Source organism: Eleftheria terrae, assembly GCF_030419005.1.
Lineage (GTDB): Bacteria > Pseudomonadota > Gammaproteobacteria > Burkholderiales > Burkholderiaceae_C > Caldimonas > Caldimonas terrae.
In genome coordinates this window covers 4,583,629-4,606,410 of sequence record NZ_CP106951.1, presented here as the reverse complement: position 1 = coordinate 4,606,410, position 22,782 = coordinate 4,583,629, and the positions used below count along the sequence as shown (strand labels likewise).

Below are 22,782 nucleotides of genomic sequence, written 5' to 3'. Positions count from 1 at the left end.
CTCCGGCAGGCGCGAGCGCGGGTATTGGAATTCGACCGGGCGCGATTATCCCCATATCGCCCCCGGTGCCAAGAGGGACAAGCGCTGGCTTCCGCCAAATTCGCCCGCCCTCCCGGCGCCGCGCATGCGAGGGCCGCGCCGCCCGCCGTCGCGGTCGACGCCTAGCGCAGCGCCAGGAACTGCAGCCAGGGCGAGGTCACCAGACCCAGCAGGAAGGCGCCGCCGCCAATGGCGATGACCAGCAACAGACGGTTGGTGCGGCGCTGCTCCGCGATCAGCAGCTCCAGCTCGCGCCGCTCCAGCGACGGCTGCGCCGACAGCGACTGGTGCACCAGTCGCGGCAGCTCCGGCAACAGCTTGGCGTAGCGCGGCGCTTCGTTCTTCAGCCGCTCCCACAGGCCCCGCCAGCCGATCTGGTCGTTCATCCAGCGCTCCAGGAAGGGCTGGGCGGTGCTCCACAGGTCGAGGTCGGGATCGAGCTGGCGGCCCAGGCCCTCGATGTTCAGCAGCGTCTTCTGCAGCAGCACGAGCTGCGGCTGGATCTCGACGTTGAAGCGGCGCGAGGTCTGGAACAGCCGCAGCAGCACCTGGCCGAGCGAAATATCCTTCAACGGCCGGTCGAAGTGCGGCTCGCAGCAAGCCCGGATCGCGGCCTCCAGTTCGTCCACCCGGGTGCCCGGCGGCACCCAGCCGCTTTCGATGTGCAGCTCGGCCACCCGCTTGTAGTTGCGCCGGAAGAAGGCGATGAAGTTCTGCGCCAGGTAGTCCTTGTCGTACTCGGTCAGCGTGCCGATGATGCCGAAGTCGAGCGCGATGTAGCGCCCGAAGCTGGCCGGGTCCAGGCTCACCTGGATGTTGCCCGGGTGCATGTCGGCATGGAAGAAGCCGTCGCGGAACACCTGGGTGAAGAAGATGGTCACGCCATCGCGCGCCAGCTTCTTGATGTCCACCCCCGCCTCGCGCAGGCGCTGTACCTGGCTGATGGGCACGCCCTTCATGCGCTCCATCACGATCACCTGTTCGGTGCACAGGTCCCAGATCATCTCGGGCACCAGCACCAGGTTGAGGCCGTCCATGTTGCGCCGCAGCTGGGCCGCGTTGGCCGCCTCGCGCACCAGGTCGAGCTCGTCATGCAGGTACTTGTCGAACTCCGCCACCACCTCGCGCGGCTTCAGCCGCTTGCCGTCGGCCCACAGCCGCTCGACCCAGCCGGCCAGCGAGCGCAGCAGGTCCAGGTCTTCGTCGATGACACGCAGCATGCCCGGGCGCAACACCTTGACCGCGACCTCCCGGCCATCCTTGAGCACCGCGAAATGCACCTGCGCGATGGAGGCACTGGCCACCGGCGTCCGCTCGAAGCTGTCGAACACCGCGTCCAGCGGCCGGCCAAAGGCGCGCTCCACCATGGGCACCGCCAGCCCGGCTGGAAAGGGCGGCACGCGGTCCTGCAGGCTGGCCAGCTCGTCGGCGACGTCGGGAGGCAGCAGGTCGCGCCGTGTCGACAGCACCTGGCCAAACTTGACGAAGATCGGCCCGAGCCGCTCCAGCGCCAGGCGCAGCCGCACGCCGCGCGGCGCATCGAGCCGCCGGCCGACGGTGACCACCCGCGACAGCAGCCGGATCCACGGCTGGCGCATGCTGTTGAGCGCCATCTCGTCCACGCCGTAGCGCAGCACGGTCAGCGCGATGAACAGGAGCCGCAGCAGGCGTCTCATGAGGGCCGGCGGTCGCCCGGGGTACGCGCTTCGCCCTGGCCGCCCGGCACCAGCCGGGACAGGGCCGCCAGGCCCTGGCGGGCCACGCCGGAGACCGCCCGCACCACCTGCGCCACCTGGTGGGCCACCACCGGCCCGACGATGCGGGCCAGGTCGTCTTCATAGTCCCAGCGCAGGTGGTCCATCAGCCAGCCGATGTCGGTGGCGAGCTGCGAGTCGCCGCGGATGGCCACTGACGGCCGCTGGCCCGCCAGCACCGACTCCATCAATTGCCGGGGTTGCGACAGGTCCACCAGCAAATCGAGATCCGCTTCGGCGTCAAGTGTTGTTTCCCCGACCTCCAACAGGCCGGCTGGAGTGATACGAAACGCAAGAAGTTCCGGCCATTGAAACAGCTTCGGCGCGCCGGAAAGTCGCACCTGGAGCGTTCGGCCGGCATGGGGCGCAAGGCGCTGGGTGGCCAACGGCTCAGAGGCAAGAACGTGGTTCAGCGCGAGTGTCAGGCGGTCGACGACAGCGGGCAGCAGACGGCTTGAGAGGTGTTGCAGCATCCAACGATTGTAGGGACAGGGGCAGCGATGCTCGCCGCGAGACGGCGAAAATCTCACCCGGCTCTGCGAGAATCCCGTGTCGCTCTCGCCGGGGCCCGCCGCTGTCACTTGCGGTGGTCCGGACATTGCGAGGCGTTTGCGCGCAGCTCGGGAGGCTGCGCGTCCTTCAGGGCAGTACGTGGACTCCACGGGCTCGACACAGGGTGGACGGGCAGTTCCATGTTTGAAGACCGAACCTACACAAGAACCTTCTACAACGCGCCGCAATCCGTCACGTCCTTCGTGGCGGCATTCCTTGAGCCCGCGATCACGGTGGCCGTCTTCCTGGCCATCATGTGGTACTACAACGAGCCGGTGGACGGCGCAGCCATGACGCTGTGCCTGCTGGTCTTCGCACTGTCGTTCCCCGGCCGCAACCGCTTCAAGGACGCCAACCTGACGGCCATTGTCGACGTCGCCACGTCCTGGGTGAGCCTGCTGGCCATCCTGGCGCTGTGCGGCTATGCCACCCGCAGCCTCGACCAGTTCGAGCAGCAGGTGCTGCTGGCCTGGGCCGTGTTGACGCCGCTGGTGCAGTGGAGCGCGGTGGCCGCGGGCCGCGAGATCGTCAAGATGAACGCCCGCAAGCCGGAGGCGCGCCGCTCCGCCATCGTGGTCGGCGCCGGCCCGCTGGGAATGAAGGTGTCCAAGGCCCTCGAAGGCCATGAAGGCTTCGGCATCGACTTCATGGGCTTCTTCGATGACCGCACCGACGCCCGGGTGCACCCGGACGCCTCGGAGAAGCTCATCGGCCGGCTGTCCGAAGTGTCCGCCTACGTCACCCGGCACGGCGTGCGCGAGGTCTACATCACGCTGCCGCTGACCTCGCAGCCGCGCATCAAGGACCTGCTCGAATCGCTCCAGGAAACCACGGCCTCGCTGTTCTTCGTGCCCGACGTGTTCGGCATCAGCATCATCCAGGGCCGCCTGCAGGACGTGAACGGCGTGCCGGTGGTCGGCATCCTGGAGACGCCCTTCACCGGCACCAATGCGATGGTCAAGCGCATCAGCGACATCGTGCTGGCGCTGATCATCCTGGTGCTGATCTCGCCGATCCTGCTGGTCTGCGCGCTGGGCGTGAAGCTCAGCTCGCCAGGGCCGGTCATCTTCAAGCAGAAGCGCAACGGCCTCGACGGCGAGGAAATCACCGTCTACAAGTTCCGCTCGATGCGCACCATGGACAACGGCCCGGTCGTCAAGCAGGCCACCAAGGGCGACCCGCGCATCACCCGCTTCGGCGCCTTCATCCGCAAGACCTCGCTGGACGAGTTGCCGCAGTTCTTCAACGTGCTGCAGGGCCGCATGAGCATCGTCGGTCCGCGCCCGCACGCGGTGGCGCACAACGAGCAGTACCGCAAGATGATCAAGGCCTACATGGTGCGCCACAAGGTCAAGCCCGGCATCACGGGCTGGGCCCAGGTCAACGGCCATCGCGGCGAGACGGACACCATCGAGAAGATGGAAGCGCGCGTCGAGTACGACCTGGAGTACCTGCGCAACTGGTCGCTGGGGCTGGACCTGCTGATCATCGCGCGCACCGCGCGCCTGATGTTCTTCGACCGCCACGCCTACTGACCGACCGACGCCGTACTGCCCGGGCGGCACCTGGGGTTGTCGCCGTGCCCGCCCGCTCTCTCTCACCTCGCTTCGACACAGGAGATTTGCATGTCCCACCTGCCCGGCCGTCGTCTGCGTGCGATGCAGCTTCCCCTGGCTGCCGCCTGCGCACTCGTGGTCCACGGAGCCCCGGCCCTGGCCAACCCGTACTACCTGTATGCGACCCAGGAATTCGCGCATGACTCCAACCTGTTTCGGGAGCGGGACGGCCGTGAACGTAGCGACACCCGCTCCTCGACCGGCGTGACGGTGGGCGTGGACGAGATGATCGGCCGCCAGCGGCTCATCGGCAGCGCCCTGGTGCGCCGCAACCTCTATCGGGACCAGGACCAGCTCAACAACACCGAGTACGGCGTCAACCTGCGGGCCGACCTGGAGACCATCAACCGCCTCTCCGGTGGGCTGCGCTACAGCACCTCGCGCCGGCTGGCCAAGTTCGAGACCAGCACCGACACGGCCCGCAGCACCGAGCGCAACCTGCTGTCGCTGCAGGATTTCGGCGCCCGGGCGCAGCTGGGCATGGCGTCGCTGTGGGTGCTGGAAGGCGGCTACAGCTACCGCGACCAGGAATACTCGGCCAAGGCCTACGAATCGCTGGAGCAGAAGACGCACACCGTCAACGCCGGCGCGCGCTACCGGCCGAGCGACCTGATCAGCTTCGGCGTCGCGCTGCGCAACACGAAGGGCCGCATCCCCCACTACCGTCCCGGCGTCGAAGACGAGTACGACCGCAAGGACCTCGACTTCACCGTGCTGTGGAAGCCGAACGGCCTGAGCACGCTGGACCTGCGGCTGAGCCGCACCAAGACCGATCACGACGTGGCCAGCGCCCGTGACTTCACCGGCTTCACCGGCTCGCTGGCCTACGGCTACCAGCCCACCGGCAAGCTGCGCTTCAATGTCAACCTGGTGCGCGAAACGAACGACGAATCCAGCGCCTTCGAGATTCCCGGCCTGGAGAATTTCTCGATCCCGCTGGAAAACACCCGCCTGATCCACTCCCTGCGCCTGGGCACCAGCTACGACGCGACCGCCAAGATCCGCGTCAGCGCCGGCCTGCGCTACACCCGCCGCAACATCGAGCAGGGCACCCTGTTCGGCGGCACGCAAAAGGGCAGTGACCGCACCACCGGCGCCAACCTGGGCATCAACTACGCCTTCTCGCGCAACTGGCTGTTCGGTTGCAACCTGGGCTGGGAGAAGCGCAAGGTGGGTGACGAGGCGGACGGCATTTCCTTCCCCTTCAAGGCAGAAACGGCCAGCTGCCTGGCGCAGTTCATGCTGCAGTAATTTGTCCCCGGAGACCTTTGTCGTGCCCACCATCCTGCTCACCGGCGCCACCGGCTACATCGCTTCGCACACCTGGCTCGCGCTCCAGGACGCCGGCTTCGACGTCGTCGGTGTCGACGACTTCTCCAACAGCTCGCCGGTGGTCCTCGACCGCCTGCAGCGCCTCGGCGGCAAGGCGCCGGTGTTCCACCGGCTGGACGTCGGCGACGTCGCCGGCCTGCGCTCGGTGTTCGAGCAGCACCGCATCGACGCGGTGGTGCACTTCGCGGCCTTCAAGGCGGTCGGCGAATCGAGCCAGAAGCCGCTGGCCTACTACGGCAACAACCTCGGCGGGCTGATCAATGTCTGCAACACGATGGCCGCGCACGGCGTGAAACGCCTGGTGTTCAGCTCCTCGGCCACCGTCTACGGCAATCCCGAGCGGCTGCCGATCACCGAGGACTGCGCCCTCTCCACCACCAACCCCTACGGCGCCACCAAGCTGATGGGCGAGCAGATCCTGCGCGACCTCGGCGCCTCGGACGCCGCCTGGCAGATCGCCTGCCTGCGCTACTTCAACCCGGTGGGCGCCCATCCGAGCGGCGACATCGGCGAAGACCCACAAGGCATTCCGAACAACCTGATGCCCTATGTCGCCCAGGTGGCGGTCGGCCAGCGCCAGCGCCTGCAGGTCTTCGGCAACGACTACGACACGCCGGACGGCACCGGCGTGCGCGACTACATCCATGTGATGGACCTGGCCGAAGGCCATGTGGCCGCGCTGCGCTACCTGCTCGAGCAAGCGCGCTCACTGACCGTCAACCTCGGCACCGGCCAGGGCTACAGCGTGCTCGACGTCGTGCGCGCCTACGAACGCGCCAGCGGCCGGCCGGTGCCCTACGACATCGTCGCGCGCCGGCCCGGCGACATCGGCGCCTGCTACGCCGACCCGAGCCTGGCCGCGTCGCTGCTGGGCTGGCGAGCCCAGCGCGACCTGGATGCCATGTGCGCCGATTCCTGGCGCTGGCAGAGCAAGAACCCGCAGGGCTTCCGCACGGCAGCCCCCGGCGGCTGAGCCGTCCATCGCGGCATTCATCCGATCACCACACCCTCAGGGACACCCTTCATGAACCAGACCCTTCTTCCCGTCGTGATGGCCGGCGGTTCGGGCACCCGCCTGTGGCCCCTCAGCCGGGCGCTGTATCCCAAGCAATTCCTCGCCCTGTCTGGCGACGAGACGCTGTTCCAGCAGGCCGTGCGCCGGCTCACCAGCCTGGCCGATGCCGGCACCCAGGTGGCCGGCCCCTGCATCGTCGGCAACGAGGAACACCGCTTCCTGACGCTGGACCAGCTGCGCGAGATGAAGGTCTCGGCCTCGGCGGTGCTGCTCGAGCCCACCGGCCGCAACACCGCACCGGCCCTGACCCTCGCCGCGCTGTATGCGCGCGACGACCTGGAAGGCGCGCAAGACCCGATCCTGGTCGTGACGCCGGCTGACCAGACCGTCACCGACGCCGCCGCCTTCACTGCGGCGCTGCGCGAGGCGGTGCAAGCGGCCTCCGACGGCAGCATCGTCATCCTCGGCATCCGGCCCGACCGGCCCGAGACCGGCTTCGGCTATATCCGTACCCGCGGCGACGGCCAGGTGCAACCGGTGGCGGCCTTCGTCGAGAAACCCGATGCCGAGACCGCGCAGCGCTACATCACCGAAGGTTGCTACTACTGGAACAGCGGCATGTTCGTGCTGCGCGCCTCGGTGTGGCTGAAGGCGCTGGCACAGTTCCGTCCCGACATCGCCGAGGCGACCGATGCCGCCTGGGCCCAGCGCAAGGCCGACAACGGTTTCATCCGCCCCGGCAAGGCCGAATTCGCCGCCATCCCCAGCGAGTCGGTCGACTATGCGGTGATGGAACGCTGTCCGGCCGACCCCAAGTGCGGCTTCACCGTGAAGATGGTGCCGCTGGAAGCCGGGTGGTCCGACCTGGGCGCCTGGGAAGCGGTGTGGCAGGTCAGCGAGAAGGACGCCAACGGCAACGTCGCCCAGGGTGACGCCGTCATCGAGTCCAGCCGCAACACGCTGGTGCACGCCACCAGCCGGCTGGTCAGCGCGGTGGGCCTGGACAACGTGGTGGTCGTCGAGACGCCCGACGCGGTGCTGGTGGCCGACCGCAGCCGCAGCCAGGAAGTGAAGAAGATCGTCGCCAAGCTGGAGCAGCGCGAGCGCAGCGAAGGCACCCTGCACCGCCTGGTGCATCGCCCCTGGGGCTGGTACGACAGCATCGACGCCGGCCCGCGCTTCCAGGTCAAGCGCATCATGGTCAAGCCCAAGGCCACGCTGTCGCTGCAGATGCACCACCACCGGGCCGAGCACTGGATTGTCGTCTCCGGCACCGCCGAGGTGACCTGCGGCGAAAAGAAGATCCTGCTGACCGAGAACCAGAGCACCTACATCCCGCTGGGCGAGGTGCACCGCCTGGCCAACCCCGGCACCATCCCGCTGGAAATCATCGAGGTGCAGTCGGGCTCCTACCTGGGCGAGGACGACATCGTCCGCTTCCAGGACACCTACGGCCGCGTTTCCTGACGCAGCAGGCCGGGCAGCCGCCGCGGTTGCTGCTCGGCCCACCAATGACAAGGGGCACCCCACGGGTGCCCCTTTTTTGTCTGGCCGGAGCTCGCGAGCGGAGCCGCGCGCCCAACCCCTGGCCGCCAGCCGGTGCCACGGCTGCCGAAGCAGCTGCAGCCCGGCGGGCTCCCCTCAGGCGCGGCCGATGCCGTGGTACTCGATGCCCAGCGTTTTCATCAGTGCCGGCTCGTACAGATTGCGGCCGTCGAACACCAGCTTGTCGGTCAGCGCGGCGCGCAGCAGGTCGAAGTCCGGCGTACGGAATTCCTTCCACTCGGTGACGATGACCAGCGCGTCCGCGCCTTCCAGTGCAGCGGCACCGGAAGCGGCGAACTGCACGCCGCTCTCCTTGCCCTGCAGCGCGCGTTTCGCTTCATGGGTGGCCACCGGGTCGAAGGCCTGCACCTTGGCACCCCGGCGCACCAGCTCATCGATGATGACGAGGCTCGGCGCCTCGCGCATGTCGTCGGTGTTGGGCTTGAAGGCCAGGCCCCACAGGGCCAGCGTCTTGCCGGAAAGATCCTCGCCGTAGCGCTTGACGATCTTGTCGACCAGCACCAGCTTCTGGCGGTCGTTGACGTCCTCCACCGCTTGCAGCAGCTGCAGCGGCTGGCCGGCGTCGCTGGCGGTCTTGATCAGCGCCTTGACGTCCTTCGGGAAGCAGGAGCCGCCATAGCCGCAGCCGGCATAGAGGAAATGGAAGCCGATGCGCGGGTCGCTGCCAATGCCCTGGCGCACCAGCTCGATGTCGGCACCCAGCTTCTCCGCCACCAGCGCCAGCTCGTTCATGAAGCTGATGCGGGTCGCCAGCATGGCGTTGGCGGCGTACTTGGTGAACTCGGCGCTGCGGATGTCCATCACCATCATGCGATCGTGATTGCGCACGAAGGGAGCGTAGAGCGCCCGCATCAGCAGAATGGCGCGCTCGTCCTCGGCGCCCACCACGACCCGGTCCGGCCGCATGAAGTCGGCCACGGCCGCGCCTTCCTTCAGGAACTCGGGGTTGGAGGCCACCGCGAAGTCGAGCTTGAGGCCGCGCTTGTCCAGCTCTTCCTTGATCGCTGCCTGTACCTTGTCACCGGTGCCCACCGGCACCGTGCTCTTGTCGACCACCACCTTGAAGTCGGTCATCAGGCGGCCGATGTTGCGGGCGGCGGCGACCACGTACTTCAGGTCGGCCGAGCCATCCTCGTCCGGCGGCGTGCCCACGGCGATGAACTGGATGGTGCCGTGCGCCACCGCCTGCTCGACGTCGGTGGTGAACTCCAGCCGGCCGGCGGCGGCATTGCGCTTGACCATTTCCAGCAGGCCCGGCTCGTAGATCGGGATGCCGCCTTCCTTCAGCACGCGGATCTTCTCGGGATCCACATCCAGGCACAACACGTGGTTGCCCATCTCGGACAGGCAGGCGCCCGTCACCAAACCCACATAACCGGTACCGACGACCGTGACCTTCATGACTCAACCTCTTGTTGCTTGACTCGAACCGGCCCCGCCTGGGCGAAGCCGCATCCCTTTTTATCTGCCGCGAGCCGCGGCCCGGCCGGAAAACATCTCCGGCAGCATGCGCATCACGAAGATGCTGTTGGTGACCAGGTAGCGCTTCCACAGCCGGCGAGGCTCGCTCATCAGCCGATAGAACCATTCCAGCCCGGAGCGCTGCATCCACAACGGTGCCCGCTTGATGGTGCCGGCATGGTAGTCGAAGGCCGCCCCCACCCCGACCATCACCGCGTTCACGCGGCCACGGTGCGAGGCCATCCACTTCTCCTGCTTCGGGCAGCCGATGCCGACGAAGAGCACCGCGGTGCCGGCCGCATTGATCTGGTCGACATAGGCCTGGTCTTCCTGCGGCGTGAGCGGGCGAAACGGCGGCGACACCATGCCGCCCAGCTTGAGTGCCGGGAAGGCACGCGCGAGCGCCTGGCGCAGCTTCTCCAGCGTGGCTTCGGTGCCGCCGTAGAAGAAGACCACCTGCCCCAGGCGCTCGGCCTCGGCCAGGTACTTCCACATCAGGTCAGGGCCGTTGATGCGGTCCTGCCCGGTGAAACCGGCCCGCCGCAGCGCCCAGGCCACCGGCGCGCCGTCGGGGGTCGACATGTCGGCCTGGTCGACCACGCGGCGGAAGTCCGCGTCCTGCGTCGCGGTGACCACCGAATGCACATTGCAGATGCACACGTACTTCGATTCGCGCCGCCCGCCCCAACTCACCAGGCGGCCAACCGCCTGGTCCCAGGTCACCGCGTCGATGGGCGAGCCCAGCACGGAGCCCACGCGGCGTTGAGATACTGCCTCGTCTGTCATCTTGAGTGTGTCCACGCGAAAGTTAGCCTGTGAAGTAACAGCGGCCCCGGGCCAGGCGCCGCACCACCATCGCCGCCCTCATGGGCGGCCTGCCTGCGCGCTCCCGCGGCGCTTGGCCGGCGCGGCCAGGCAGCGGGCGATGCCGTCGCAGAAACGTTGTGCCATCTGCTCGATGGAGATCTCCGCCGCCTCACGCGCGCAGCCGGCCTGCAGCCGGGCCATCTCGGCGGGATCGCGCAGCAGGCGCACGATGGCGTGGGCATAGGCATCGACGTCGTTGGCGGTGATCAGTCCGTTGACACCATCGCGCAGGTAGGAGATCTCGGGCGAATGGGTCTTGCAGTCGGTCGTCAGCATCGGCAGGCCGGCCTGCAGGGCATCCACCACGTTCAGGCCGACCTTGCCAGGGTTGAGCATGATCGAGCCCATCTTCAGGATGGCCGCCTTCTCCAGCCCCTTGCGCAGGCCCAGCCAGTGCATCCAGCCGCCCGCCTCCGCCACCGCCTGGCGGATCATGTCGCGGCCCGGCCCTTCCCCGACCAGCACCAGCTGGAAGTCGGGCAGCTCGCGCCGCACCCGGCGGGCCGCTTCGATCAGGAAGTCGTGCCGCTTGTCGGGGATGAGCGAGGCCACCATCACGCCGACCGGCCCCGGGCCGATGCCATGCGCCTGGCGGGCCGCTGCGACCTGCTCGGCCGTCAGGCTGTCGAGCTGGCGTTGCAGCTCGGTGGTGTCGATGGCGTTGTTCAGCACCGTGATGCGCTCTTGGGGAAAGCCGGTTTCGGCCACCACCTCGGCGCTCAGCTCGGTGTAGGCGAACCACCAGTCCACCGTGCCGACGAAACGCCGCTTGAAGCGCTCGCTCATCGAATCGGGGTTGAGCGCCTGGAAGTTGCGGCCGTGGCCCCAGAACGCCCGCTTGATGGACGGGTGCAGCACCGGCAGCAGGTAGTTGAACAGCAGGTTGTTCTCCTGCGTGACCACCACCAGATCCGCGCCCTTGAGGGTGGCCGACGGGTCTTGCCAGCAGACGCGCTCGCCCAGCCAGTAGCGGCAAGGCACGTGCACGCCCCAGGGCAGCAGCCCGGCATCGTTGTTTTCGCGCTCGCCGGGCTTGGCGTCGCCATAGACCACCGTGAGGTCGATGCCCTGAGTGTCCAGCAGGGCGCGCATCTGCTCGAACAGCGGCAGGCGGTAATGCGTCATGCGCCGCTGCACCACCACCACGCGGGGGCGGCGGGTCATGCTGTGGGCTGGCTCCCGGCCGCCCGTGGCGCCGGGCAGCGGCGCGCTCGAGGTTCTGAGAAGGGCAGTGTGTTCAGGTTTCATGGAGACTGGCTTGGAAGCACGGATCGAGCGGGAAACGCCGCCTTCTTCAGGCCGCAGCCTGCACCGAAGCGCCCTGCACCGCCCGGCGCGCCTCGGCATAGATGTCCATCAGCTGCCGGTAGTTGCTGTCGGGCGTGTAGAGGCGTTCGTAGAGCGCGCGCGCCTGGCGGCCCATCTGCCGCATCTCGTCCGGGTGGCTGCGGGCCCAGGCCAGCTTGTCGGCCAGGTCGCGTGCCGAGCCGGCGTCGAACAGGAGGCCGGTCTCGCCTTCGATGACGATCTCCGCCAGCGCGCCCAGGCGGCTCGCGATCACCGGCAGCCCGCAGGCATAGGCCTCGACGATGGTGCGCGGGAAGTTCTCGTACCAGATGCTGGGCACCACCAGGTAGCTGGCCGCCTGCATCATCTGCAGGATCTCGGGCAGCGGCTTGAATCCGGCCATGCGCGGCCCGAAGGCGGCACGCACATCCGCCTCCAGCTCGCCGCCGCCGACCACCGTGACGTCGGGTTGTGTCGACAGGGCTTCCGCCTCGGTCAGCACCCGGATGCCCTTTTCCTTCGACAGGCGGCCGACGAACAGCCCGCCGCTGCGCCCTGTGTCTGCCGGCGTGGCCGGCAGGTCGACGAAGTTGGGCTTGAGCACGATGCGGTCGGCCGGCAGGCCGCCGGCCACGAACTTGTCGCGGCAGAAGCGGTTCAGGGCGATGTAGCGGGTCACCCGGTGCTGGTAGGTGCCCAGTGCCCGGTGTGTGACCAGCATGCCCGCCACCACCGCCGACTGCACCGCCGAATCGCGGTAGCAGCGGTGCACCGCCGCCCGCCACGGCACCCGGCCGACACAGTCCTCACAGACGCGGTCCTCGCGCAGGAACAAGGCCTGCGGACACATCAGGCGAAAGTTGTGCAGGGTCTGCACCACCGGGACGCCTTCGGCATCCGCCGCCCAGTACACCGCCGGGGACACCAGCGGCAGCGTGTTGTGCACATGCACGACGTCGATCTGCTGCTCGCGGATCAGGCGGCGCACGTCGGCATGACTGCGGGGCGACCACAGCGTGTCGCGCAACAGCGTCAGCTTGGAGCCGGCCCCGACTTCGTCGTTGTGGCGGCGGTATTCGACGACCTCGTGGCCGCGGCTGCGCAGCAACTCGATCTCGGATTCCACCACGCTGTCTTCACCGCCGCGCACCCGGTAGCCGTTGTGCACCACCAGGACCCGAGGGGCCACAGCGTTTCCTGCGAAAGTCGGGCTCATGCGAGCGCCCCCCGCGCAGACTGCTTCCCCGACTCCGCTGGCATGTCGCGTTTGATTTGCATGTTGTTTGCTGGTGGCCCTGAGGTACTGCTGAGACGAGCGATGCGAGACGATCCGGCCGGCTGTGGAGGACCGCGTTTCGGGGAAAACCCGTAGCATTACCCATGCCAGTGGCCGCGGTGTGTCAAACCGTTCCCTTTGCGCACCATCGCGGGCGCTGCAAACACCCGCCGCGTCCCTGGCGCGCCGGGCGGTGGCGGAATCCGACCCGCGCCATGGCCCCACTGCCGGTGCGCTCCGGGAACCGGTCGCGCATTGTCGCTGCTGTGGGGCCAGGCGCACCCCCCGGGACAGGGGTGGCCGGCCGCATGGTGGCGGCCGCGGGGTCCAGTCACATTTTTGAACGCAGTGTCATGGCGAGCCCGCATCATTCGGCGCTCTCCGAGCCGCAGGCGGCACTCCCATCCACTCTTGATCCAGGAGCTTCCCGTGTCCTTGCCATTCCCTGACTTCAGCCACCGGGGCAGCGCATCCCCTGCCGGGCCCGATTCGCCGCACCCGGGCGCCGACCGCCCGCTGCTGCGCCGCGCCGGCCTGCGCCTGCTGGCCGGCGTGCTCGGCCTGGCCGCCGCGCTGCCCAGTGCGCAGGCCGTGGTGGACCTGCCGGCCAGCTCGGCCGAGGCCGACCGCCCGGCGGCCCGTGCGCAAGCCAAGGCCATGGCGATGGACGCGCCCGCCGCCGCCCAGGCGCTCGCGCCCAAGGTGAACGCCTGGGGCAAGCGCGCGCCGAAGTATGAAATCGACACCGGCGCCAAGGCGGCAGCCACGGCCCGGGTGGCCGCCGAAGCAAGCGGCGGCTCGGCGGGTGCGATCCGCTTCCGGTTGGTCGACAAGGGCGACGGCGATGCCCATCTGATCTTCCCGTATCGATTCAAGGCCGGCACCACCTACCGCGCCACGCTGAAGATCCGCAGTGACCGCGAGGCCCAGGTGCAGGCCCTGCTCCGCCGCGACGAACCGCCCTGGGACCCGGTGGACCAGGAGAACCTGCGCGTCACGCCCCGCTGGCAGACGGTGTCGCTCGAAGGCACGGCCATGGCCAATGGCCCGGCCTCCTTGCGCATCGCGGCCCGCACGGTGGGTGCCGACCTGTGGATCGACCAGGCACGCATCGAGGAAGTGCAAGGCGGTGCGACCCTGGGGCCGCTGCCGAAAGACCCAATCCCGGCCTCGTTCTTCGGCGTGCACCTGATGCGCCTGGGCATCCACCACAACTGGCCGGCTTTCGAGCCGGCAGTGGTGCGTCTGTGGGACACCCGCACCACATGGAAAGACCTGCAGCCCGAGGAAGGCCGTTGGGATTTCTCCGGCCCCGGCTGGAAGCGGCTCGATCTCTATGTGCACCACACCCTGAAGCACAACCCGCAGGCGCGCCTGATCTACACGATGGGCCAATCGCCCCGCTGGGCGTCCACCCAGCCGGACTGGAAGAACGGCTACGGCCTTGGCCATGGCGCCCCCCCGAAGGACCTGGAGCTCTGGCGCGAGTACGTGCGCACCGTGGGCAAGCGCTATGCGGGCCGCATCCGCTACTGGGAGCTGTGGAACGAGGCCGACTTCGCCGACTTCTACAAGGGCAAGGTCGAAACCCTCGTCGAGATGGCCCGGATCGCCCGCGAAGAGCTCAAGGCGATCGATCCGCAGAACCAGATCCTCTCGCCCAGCCTGACGGTGCACCAGGGGGTGGCCTGGCTGGACCGTTTCCTGGCCTTGGGCGGTGGCCGCTCGGTGGACGTGATCGCCTTCCACTGGTACTACGACCGACATCCCGAGCAGATCGCCAGCTCGATCCAGAACGTGCGCCGCGTGATGCGCAAGCACAAGGTGGACGACAAGCCGCTGTGGAACACCGAAGGCTCGCTGGTGTGCAACCCCACTCACCAGGACTGCAAGGACTTCGAGCTGAGCGAGGCCGAGCAACGCGGCGTGAACCTGCGCGCCATGCTGACGATGTGGGCGGGCGGCGTGGAGAACTTCGACTACTACTACTGGGAAGGCCGCTTTGCGCCGGAGGCCCAGCTGAAGAGCGACTTCCGCACGCCGACCATGGCCGGCGAGGCCTTCCGCCGCTCAGTGGAGTGGTTGCGCGGCGCCCGTGTGGTCGATGCCTGGCGCACCGGCTCCGACATCTACATCTACAAGTTGCAGCGCGGCGACCGGCCCGTCGTGATTGCCTGGTCGCTGACGCCAGACGTGGAGGTGAGGCTGCCGGCGGAGTGGGGCGTGCGCCGGGTGTCGCGGCTCGACGGCGAAGTACAGCCGCTGGGTGAAGACCGGCAGCTGTCGCTCGGCCTGGAGCCGGTCATGCTGCAGTGAGGCGGCGCGCCCTCGCCTGCGTGCCGGCGGTCGCCGCTGGTGGCGGCCGACCGCGGCCGCAGCCAGCGCCACCGCCAGGCGGTACACTTATTCACATTAACAAATAATAAGTTTCAATCAGAGGGATCAATTTGCTTGCCTTGATGCCGTTCTCATCACCATCGCATTCGGTGAAAGACGCTCAGGCGCCAGTCTGACAACACCGTAGCGGGAAGAGCGAGGCCAACGTCCGCCCGGACGTCACACCGATCGCGTCGGTACCTCGCTCGCGCGCCCGCCTTCCCTGTCCAAACACGTCACTTTCGAGCCGCCCAAAGCGCGGCATGGACCTTGTTTGGTTTATCGGCAAATGCAACATATCCAGGACAGAGAATGAACTCGAGCGTCTATCGTTGGGCAGTATCTTTGACTGTTGTTCTACTGGCTGCATGCGGTGGTGGATCCGGTTCTCAGCAAGACGGGACGTCGGCTGACCACGCGTCCACCCAAGAAACCTTCGCTCCTACCGGCGACCTTGGCGGCGACCTCCAGGCGACGGAAACCGACCCCCCGGTGGTCGATGAGTCGTTACCGCAGCAGTTACAACCAGAGACGACCCCGACAGAACACGCAACGGCGGTGACAGGCTCTGGCACCCTTGTTACGACGTCGGGCTTCGAAGGCACCTACACCCGCACGGCCACCGGCTGGACCGTCAACGCCTGGGGCAAGGCCAAGTACGGTGTCGGTCGCGAGACCCGTGCCGGCTTCGTGCGCTCGGGCGACTCGTCGCAGCGCTTCACCCTGACGCAGCACACGGCGGGTGTCGATGACGCCCACCTGATTTATCCGCGCGCCTTCGGCAACGGCAAGACCTATCGCATCAGCCTGTATGTGCGCACTGACACCTCCGCCACGGTGGAAGTGATGCTGCGCCGTGATATCGCCCCGTGGAACGTCGCTGGCGTCAAGCAGGTGCCGGTCAACAGCGGCTGGACCAAGATCGAATTCGACAGCCGCTATCGCTGGAACGAGCCGGGCTCGGTGCGCGTCATCTCGAAGACGGTGGGTGCCAACATCTACGTTGACGACATGACGATCACCGAGGTCACGCCGAGTGACACCGCTGTCGGCGCTGCACTGGCGCTGCCGGTCGCTGGTGGTGCCTCCGTCACGGTGACGCCGGTGGCCACTTCCAATTTCGAGGGCACCTGGAAGGAAGCCGCCCCGGGCTGGAAGATGAACATCTGGGGCAACCCCGTGGGCCGCTACGAGGCCGCGCGTGAAACGCGCAGCGGCTATGTCTACGCCGGGGCCTCCTCGCAGCGCTTTCGCATGCTGTCGCCAGGCGGTGGCGGTGCGCACCTGACCTTCCCCTACGCCTTCAAGAAGGGCCGCGCCTACCGTGCCAGCGCCTATGTGCGCTCGGATGGCAATGCCTCGGTGGAACTGATGATCCGCCGCGACGCCCACCCCTGGGACGCGGCGGCCGCCAAGACGGTCCGCGTCGGCACGGGCTGGCAGAAGATCGAGATCCAGGGCACCTATGTCGGCGACGTGCTGGGCACCCTGCGGGTGAACTCCAAGACGGCCGGCGCCAACGTCTGGGTCGACAACGTCACCATTGCCGAGGTCGACTACAACGAGATGGCGCCGGTCAGCACCGCGGCTGCGCCCGACACGCTGTTCGGCGTGCACGTGAACAAGCTGGGCGAGCACTCCAACTGGCCGACCCTCGGCCAGGGCATCGTGCGGCTGTGGAACACCGGCACCAACTGGGCCGACCTGGAGCGCGCCAACAACGTGTGGGACTGGAGCGGTGGCCACGGCCTGCGCCTGGACATGTATGTCGACTTCGTGCGGCGCAATGGTGGGCAGATGCTGTACACGCTGGGCCAGACCCCGCAATGGGCATCGTCCAACCCCAGCTCGGTGGGCCAGTACGGCATGGGCGCCAACATGCCCCCGGCCAACATGGAAGACTGGCGCGACTATGTGCGCACCATCGCCCGCCGCTACGCCGGCAAGATCAAGTACTACGAGCTGTGGAACGAGCCGGACTTCTCGGGCACCTACAAGGGCACGATGGAGAAGATGGTGGAGATGGCCCGCATCGCCCACGAGGAGATCAAGGCCGCCGACTCGTCGGCCATGCTGGTGTCCCCCGGCCTGACGCTGGGCCAGGGCTACCCGTGGCTGGACCGCTTCCTGGAGCTCGGTGGCGGCCAGTGGGTGGACCACATCGGCTTCCACTTCTACTACAACAACAACCCGGAAGTGCTCGGCTCGCAGATCCAGAACGTGCGTGAAGTGATGCGCAACCACGGTGTGGAGAACAAGCCGCTGTGGAACACCGAAGGTGGCTTCATCTGCAACCCGGCCATCCAGAAGTGCTCGACCTGGGATTCCACCGCGACCGAGAAGACCAGCGTCAATGCGCGCGCCCTGATGATGATGTGGGGCAAGGGCATCAAGAACTTCAACTACTACTACTGGGAACGTCAGCGGGAATCGACCGGCTCGCGCATGGTCAACGCCGACTACAAGACCCCGACCGCGGCCGCGAATGCATATGCGGAAGCCATCCGGTGGGTGAAGGGCGCCCGGCTGCTCGACTCCTACCAGATCGACAACAAGGTCTATGTATTCCGCGCCAATCGCAATGGCGAAGACTACGTCATCGCCTGGTCGACCACGCCGAACACCGTGGTGTCGGTGCCCACCCAGTGGGGCGTCTCGAAGGTGCGCAACCTGCGCGGCGAAGAGACCGGCATCTCGGGCTCTACGGTGACCCTGGGTCTGGAACCGGTGGTCCTGAAGTAAGCCGGCCACCAGGTCGAGCCGCTGCACGCGGTTCCTGACCTACCGCCTGAAAAGGCCTGCAAGACGAAATGTCTGGCAGGCCTTTTCCTTTTGATGCTGCTGATATCCCCACCGCTCGACGGCGAGGCGGTCGCGGGTGAGCGCACCCACGATACCGGACCAGCGGGGACAGGACAGTCGATGCCGGAGTGGCCAGCGGCTAGCGGCCAACGACTGACGACTGACGACTGACGACTGGCGGCCAGCGGCCAGCGGCCAGCGGCCAGCGGCCAGCGGCCAGCGGCCAGCAGCCAGCAGCCAGCAGCCAGCAGCCAGCAGCCAGCAGCCAGCAGCCAGCAGCCAGTGGTCAGCGGCCAGTGGTCAGCGGCCAGTGGTCAGTGGTCAGTGACGAGCGACCAATGGCCACAAGCTAGTAGCTGGCGGCCAGCATCTAGTGCCTGGGACCAGCGACCTAGGACAAATGACGTGGCCTCCTGACGAGGCCGGCAGATCCCATAGCTTGGGCGCCCCGGTTCCACGCGGCGTGGCGACGTCCCATGCAGCGAGGCCCGAGCAATGCAGCTGCCCATGGCTTCTTGGTGGCAGGAACCCGCAGGAAGCACGAGGCCCTCATGCGGCCTGGATGGCCCTGTACGGCACGGCGGCGCCGGAAGGTCGAAGGACGGCGGGCCGCCTTCCGCGGCTCGGTGTTGTTGGCGAGCGCAATGTTTGGCCTGCGCCGCATCGGCGACGGCGACAGCGGACATGTCCGCCCAGCGTTCCTCGATCGGCTGGCTTGCAGGCACTTTGTCGGCCCAGGACCTGCATGAGGCTTGCAGGTGGGCGCCGGTGCGGATCGTGAGGTCTGGCCTCGAGTGACCGGAAGGACCGTCGCTGCACCAGACCGAGGGTCGACGGCTGCGCGACCGACACCACGTCCACGCCGAGAGGCGCCACCCCGTGACGGGGCAGCGCCTTCAGCTCACAACCGTCCCGGCTGTATCGGCGTTCGCATCGGCTGCCGTGTCGGCGCGGGCACCGGCCGCTGCTGCTGCTCACGCGAGTCGGCCTCGGCGTTCATCGCCATCATGCCGAGACAGAAGATGTAGTACGAGTAGATCAACGTGTTGTCGGTGATCAGCAGCACGTTGGCATAGGCCCAGAACAGACGCAGCGTCCAGGAGCGCGCGCGGAACGCCAGCCAGATGAAGCCGACGAAGGTCAGCCCCCCGTACTCCAGCACCATCTTCATCAGGTCGTTGTGGAGATTCAGCTTTCGCCCTGCGAAGAAGCCGACCGACAGGAAGTCGTAGACCGCGCCGGCACCGCTCCCAATGAAGACGTAGCGCTCCAGGTGCTCGGTCAGCTGCACGGCCGGTGCGTAGTAAAGCTCCTTGCGGCCCATGCCAGCCTGGTTGGCGCTCATGCCCATCACCTCGCCGATGAGCTGGTCCAGCCCCCCCTGTGCATAGGTCACGGCCACCGCCAGTGCCGCGATATTGAACAGCAAGACCGGGATCGGCCGCAGCAGCAGGTCGGTCAGGCGCCTGGGCATCAGCTGCAGCATCAAGCAGACCAGCACCCCCAGCAGGGCAATGCGCTTGAGGGTCAGCACCGTGAACAGGATGCCGACAGCCGCTTCCTTCCACCGCCGGGTGGCAATGGCCCACACGCTCAGCACGCCGAAGGCAAAGCACCAGGGCGACTCGAAGGACGACTTCGAGCCCACCAGGTCCAGCGTCAGTTCGCCACCGCCCACGCCGAGCAGGCGGGTCACCACCGTCGAGACGATCAAGCCGAAGGCCATCACCCAGAAGGCCTGCCACCAGGTGAAGCGGTAGCTGTAGCCAAGCAGGAAGGGCGAGATGCCAACGAGCATCAGGTAGATGTCCTGGTAGCCGTTGCGGCCCGACAGCGGCGCCAGCATGATGCCCACGCACACCAGCAGCCAATAGCTGAGCAGGTGCGGCGGCACGACGAACTTGCGCAGCGCCAGGCACAGGATCAGCGCACACAGCGGGATCAGGTAGGTGACATGGCGCAGCGGCGGCAAGGTCAACGAGATCCAGAAGCTCGCCATGCAGAACACGGCGAACAGCAGTTCCACCGTGATCAGCGGCGGCCGTAGCGTGTTGGCATCGACGTAGCGCGGATAGGCCGGCTTCATGTGTTGACCCTCAGGCCGCCGATGCCGCCGCCCCGGCCGCCCAGCCACTGCACCACGCTGTGCACGGTACGGCGCCACGCCAGGTGATCCACCGTCGCCATCACGTCTGCCGGAGGGAAGCGACTGGGCTGAGCCAGGAACTGGTCCAGCGCCTCGTTCACCGCCTCGACGCTCGGCTCACGAATGAACATGCCATTGCGAGGCTCCACCGTCTCGGCAAAACCACCGATCTGCGTCGCGATGACCGGCACACCGAGCGACAACGACAGCAGCAGCACGCCGCTCTGGTCGATATGACGGTAGGGCAGCATGGTGGCATCGGCTGCAGCGAAGGCCCGTGCAATGGTGGCCTCGTCGACAAATCCGTCGAACCACACGAGCCGGCCGGTCGCCTTCAGCGCTTCGAGGCGACGCCGGATCGCGTCGCCGTACTCGCCGGGGCCGATGCGGCCGGCCACGATGAGGGTCAGGTCGTCGCGCTGTTCGATGGCCGACAGCAGCAGGTCGGTTCCCTTGAACTCGGAGATGTAGCCGAACGAGAGCACCGCGACCCGCTGCGGATCGGTCCCCAGCGCAGCTTTCGCCTCGGCCTTGCTGAGTGGCAGGTGTTCCACCGAATCGTTGAGGCCGTGCTCCATCACGATCACGCGATCGGCCGATACGTCGAACTGCTGCACCAAGGCCTGGCGAGTCGCTTCGGTGTGCACGATGAGTCGGTGCGGGATGCGGTAGATGATCCAGTACACCAGCTTCATCATCGCGGTGTGCCGGTTGTGCGGCAGGATGTTGTGCACCGTGAGCGTCAGGCGGGCGCAAATCAGGCGCAGCAGAAAGCCTTCCAGCACGCCGACCAGCCACTCCGGGCCCAGCATGCCGATGATCATGACGGTCGAGCGGCGGCGCTGCCACACGGTGGCGAGCAGGCGCAGGTGGTACAGCGCCATGTCGCGCGCCTTGCGCCATACCGGCCGGCGCGAGTCCTGCGAGCCGCGGATGTTGAGCAAGGTCACCCCGGGATGCAGGCGCGACGCCAGCGTCGAGTCCGATCCGAGCAGGGTCACCGGCAAGCCGTTCTCGGCCAGGCCGTTGGCGAAGCCCTGTTCGTAGTGCGATTGGAAGCCGTGCGACACCAGCACGACCTCGTTGGTCGGCGTGCTCATGCTGCGGCCTTTCCAACACCGGCACAGCCTGCTGTCTTGCCCTTCACCTTGCGCATCATGTCTTCCGGAGGATCCTGTGGATGTCAGAGGCCAAGTACCCGCCCGGCCACGCGGCCCACGCCGCTGTGCTTCAGCCGCTCGCCGAGGGCCGCCCGCAGGTCAGGCGGCAGCAAGGCGCCACGCGACAAGGTGAGCACCGCCAGCACGGCCAGGCCGGCCAGGGCAAGGCGTGCCACCGTGACGACGATCGAGTCATGCACCCAGGCCGGCCAGGCGCTCGCCTGCCACACCAGCAAACCGGCACCCGCCAGCACCACGCCGCCCAGCATGGCGCGCGCCAGGCGACGCATTGGCAGCCTGATGCTGCGCGCCACCAGGGAGTAGTTCAACACGCAACGCAGCCCGTATGCGAGGGGCACGCCCCAGGCCGCCACGGCGAGCGGCTCGCCCAGCAACGACGCCAGGCCCAGACACAGCAGCAGCACCGAGGCGACCAGCAGCTGCGCCACCATTTCCTTGCTCACTGCCCCGGTGGCCCACAAGAAGGACCCCGCCACTGCGCTCAGTACGTGCAGCGGCATGGCCACCGCGAAGGCCCGGAAAATGGGCACCGCCTCGGTCCAGCGCGCACCGTAGAGCACCATGATGAGCGTGTCGGCCACCGAGTACAACAAGGCGAAGGCCGGCAACATGGCCAAGGCCAGCCCACCGGTGATGGAGCAGAAGGCCCGGCACAGCCGTTCCGGGTCGCCCTGTACACGCGAGGCGGTGGCCAGGGTGACCGACTGCACGGAATGGCTGAGCAGCGTGGCCGGTCCACGAGCCAGGTTCTGCGCCGCCGAGTAGGCGCCCAGGGACGACACGCCCCAGAGGCGACCGACCACCGCACGGTCCAGGTTGTCGATGCACCAGCCGGCCAACGTGCTGACCAGCACTTGCACACCGAACTTGCGCAGAGACGGGTCCATGCCAAACAGCGGCTTCAGCGGATGGCGGACGATGGAGTACGTCGCGATCAGGACCGCAACGCTCTGGCAGGCAAAGGCGACCACCAGGCTCCAGACGCCCCACCCCGCCATGGCCAGGCCGATGGCGATCAGGCCGTAGCAGACGACATAGGCCGCCAGCTGGATCAGCTGGAAGCGCTTCATGTCAAAACCTCGGCGCATCAGGCTGGCCGAGATGTTGCCCAGCGCCTGCAGCAGGATCAGCGGGCCACAGGCCATGAAGGGCCCCGACAGCGCCGGATCGCCGAACAAGCCGGCCAGCATGGGCGCGGCCAGCACGACGGCCAGCGCGATGACGCTGCCCTGCACGATGACGCCACCGAGGGCCTGCCGCACCGCGTCCTCGGTGAGGTCCTTCATCTGCACCAGGGCGGTGCCCATGCCGCTCTCGGCCAGGAACCAGCCAAAGCCCAATACCACCAGCACGACCGCGAACTGGCCATAGACCTGCGGGCCCAGCAAGCGGGCCAGCACGATCTGCACGCCGATCTGGGCCAGCGCGCGGCAGGCCGCGCCGGCATAGTTCCAGAGGACGGCGGCGAAGCTGCGTTGTGCGAGGTTGGAATTGTCAGCGGCGAGCACGTGC

Annotated in this window: 15 protein-coding genes; 6 read left to right on the top strand and 9 right to left on the bottom strand. The window is 67.6% G+C overall.

Annotated elements, in window-relative coordinates; genetic code table 11:
* Window positions 1-161: 161 nt before the first annotated feature.
* Window positions 162-1,715: a ubiquinone biosynthesis regulatory protein kinase UbiB gene (ubiB, locus tag N7L95_RS20550; protein WP_301257106.1), complete on the bottom strand. Its 1,554-nt coding sequence runs from the start codon at window positions 1,713-1,715 to the stop codon at window positions 162-164.
* Window positions 1,712-2,266 (bottom strand): hypothetical protein, encoded by a 555-nt coding sequence (locus N7L95_RS20545; RefSeq protein WP_301257105.1) that lies wholly within the window; start codon window positions 2,264-2,266, stop codon window positions 1,712-1,714. Before N7L95_RS20545 ends, ubiB begins: the two co-directional genes overlap by 4 nt.
* A gap of 219 nt (window positions 2,267-2,485) precedes the next feature.
* Here N7L95_RS20545 and N7L95_RS20540 point away from each other — a divergent pair, with 219 nt between their 5' ends.
* The 4 genes from N7L95_RS20540 to N7L95_RS20525 all read left to right on the top strand — a co-directional run bounded on the left by N7L95_RS20540 (window position 2,486) and on the right by N7L95_RS20525 (window position 7,775).
* Entirely contained in the window at window positions 2,486-3,880 is a 1,395-nt protein-coding gene (locus N7L95_RS20540; protein ID WP_301257104.1) for an undecaprenyl-phosphate glucose phosphotransferase, read from the top strand.
* Between the two features lie 90 nt (window positions 3,881-3,970).
* Window positions 3,971-5,212, top strand: a complete 1,242-nt coding sequence (locus tag N7L95_RS20535; RefSeq protein WP_301257103.1) for a porin family protein — start codon at window positions 3,971-3,973, stop codon at window positions 5,210-5,212.
* 22 nt (window positions 5,213-5,234) lie between these two features.
* A complete protein-coding gene (gene galE / locus N7L95_RS20530; protein ID WP_301257102.1) occupies window positions 5,235-6,266 on the top strand; it encodes a UDP-glucose 4-epimerase GalE in 1,032 nt (343 codons plus the stop codon).
* Window positions 6,267-6,317: 51 nt separating this feature from the next.
* On the top strand, window positions 6,318-7,775 hold the full coding sequence (locus N7L95_RS20525) for a mannose-1-phosphate guanylyltransferase/mannose-6-phosphate isomerase (protein WP_301257101.1): 1,458 nt from the start codon (window positions 6,318-6,320) through the stop codon (window positions 7,773-7,775).
* A 174-nt stretch (window positions 7,776-7,949) separates the two neighbouring features.
* Here N7L95_RS20525 and N7L95_RS20520 read toward each other — a convergent pair whose 3' ends face one another.
* The 4 genes from N7L95_RS20520 to N7L95_RS20505 form a co-directional block, all read right to left on the bottom strand.
* Complete coding sequence (locus N7L95_RS20520) at window positions 7,950-9,275, bottom strand: UDP-glucose dehydrogenase family protein (protein WP_301257100.1); 1,326 nt, start codon at window positions 9,273-9,275, stop codon at window positions 7,950-7,952.
* A gap of 60 nt (window positions 9,276-9,335) precedes the next feature.
* A complete protein-coding gene (locus N7L95_RS20515; protein ID WP_301257099.1) occupies window positions 9,336-10,136 on the bottom strand; it encodes a WecB/TagA/CpsF family glycosyltransferase in 801 nt (266 codons plus the stop codon).
* A gap of 63 nt (window positions 10,137-10,199) precedes the next feature.
* On the bottom strand, window positions 10,200-11,366 hold the full coding sequence (locus N7L95_RS20510; RefSeq protein ID WP_301257098.1) for a glycosyltransferase family 4 protein: 1,167 nt from the start codon (window positions 11,364-11,366) through the stop codon (window positions 10,200-10,202).
* A 130-nt stretch (window positions 11,367-11,496) separates the two neighbouring features.
* On the bottom strand, window positions 11,497-12,678 hold the full coding sequence (locus tag N7L95_RS20505; RefSeq protein WP_301257097.1) for a glycosyltransferase family 4 protein: 1,182 nt from the start codon (window positions 12,676-12,678) through the stop codon (window positions 11,497-11,499).
* A 516-nt stretch (window positions 12,679-13,194) separates the two neighbouring features.
* Between N7L95_RS20505 and N7L95_RS20500 the strand changes: the two genes are divergently transcribed.
* Window positions 13,195-15,081 carry a glycosyl hydrolase gene (locus N7L95_RS20500; RefSeq protein WP_301257096.1) on the top strand — a complete coding sequence of 629 codons (1,887 nt, stop codon included), beginning with the start codon at window positions 13,195-13,197 and terminating at the stop codon, window positions 15,079-15,081.
* A 618-nt stretch (window positions 15,082-15,699) separates the two neighbouring features.
* A complete protein-coding gene (locus N7L95_RS20495) occupies window positions 15,700-17,883 on the top strand; it encodes a glycosyl hydrolase (RefSeq protein ID WP_301257095.1) in 2,184 nt (727 codons plus the stop codon).
* Window positions 17,884-18,844: 961 nt separating this feature from the next.
* Here the strand turns inward: N7L95_RS20495 and N7L95_RS20490 are convergent.
* The 3 genes from N7L95_RS20490 to N7L95_RS20480 form a co-directional block, all read right to left on the bottom strand.
* Entirely contained in the window at window positions 18,845-20,029 is a 1,185-nt protein-coding gene (locus tag N7L95_RS20490) for a hypothetical protein (protein ID WP_301257094.1), read from the bottom strand.
* The gene (locus N7L95_RS20485; RefSeq protein ID WP_301257093.1) at window positions 20,026-21,189 is read right to left on the bottom strand and encodes a glycosyltransferase; all 1,164 of its coding nucleotides are present in this window, start codon (window positions 21,187-21,189) and stop codon (window positions 20,026-20,028) included. The genes N7L95_RS20490 and N7L95_RS20485 overlap by 4 nt, the downstream gene beginning before the upstream one ends.
* An 83-nt stretch (window positions 21,190-21,272) precedes the next feature.
* Complete coding sequence (locus N7L95_RS20480; RefSeq protein ID WP_301257092.1) at window positions 21,273-22,778, bottom strand: lipopolysaccharide biosynthesis protein; 1,506 nt, start codon at window positions 22,776-22,778, stop codon at window positions 21,273-21,275.
* Window positions 22,779-22,782 lie beyond the last annotated feature (4 nt).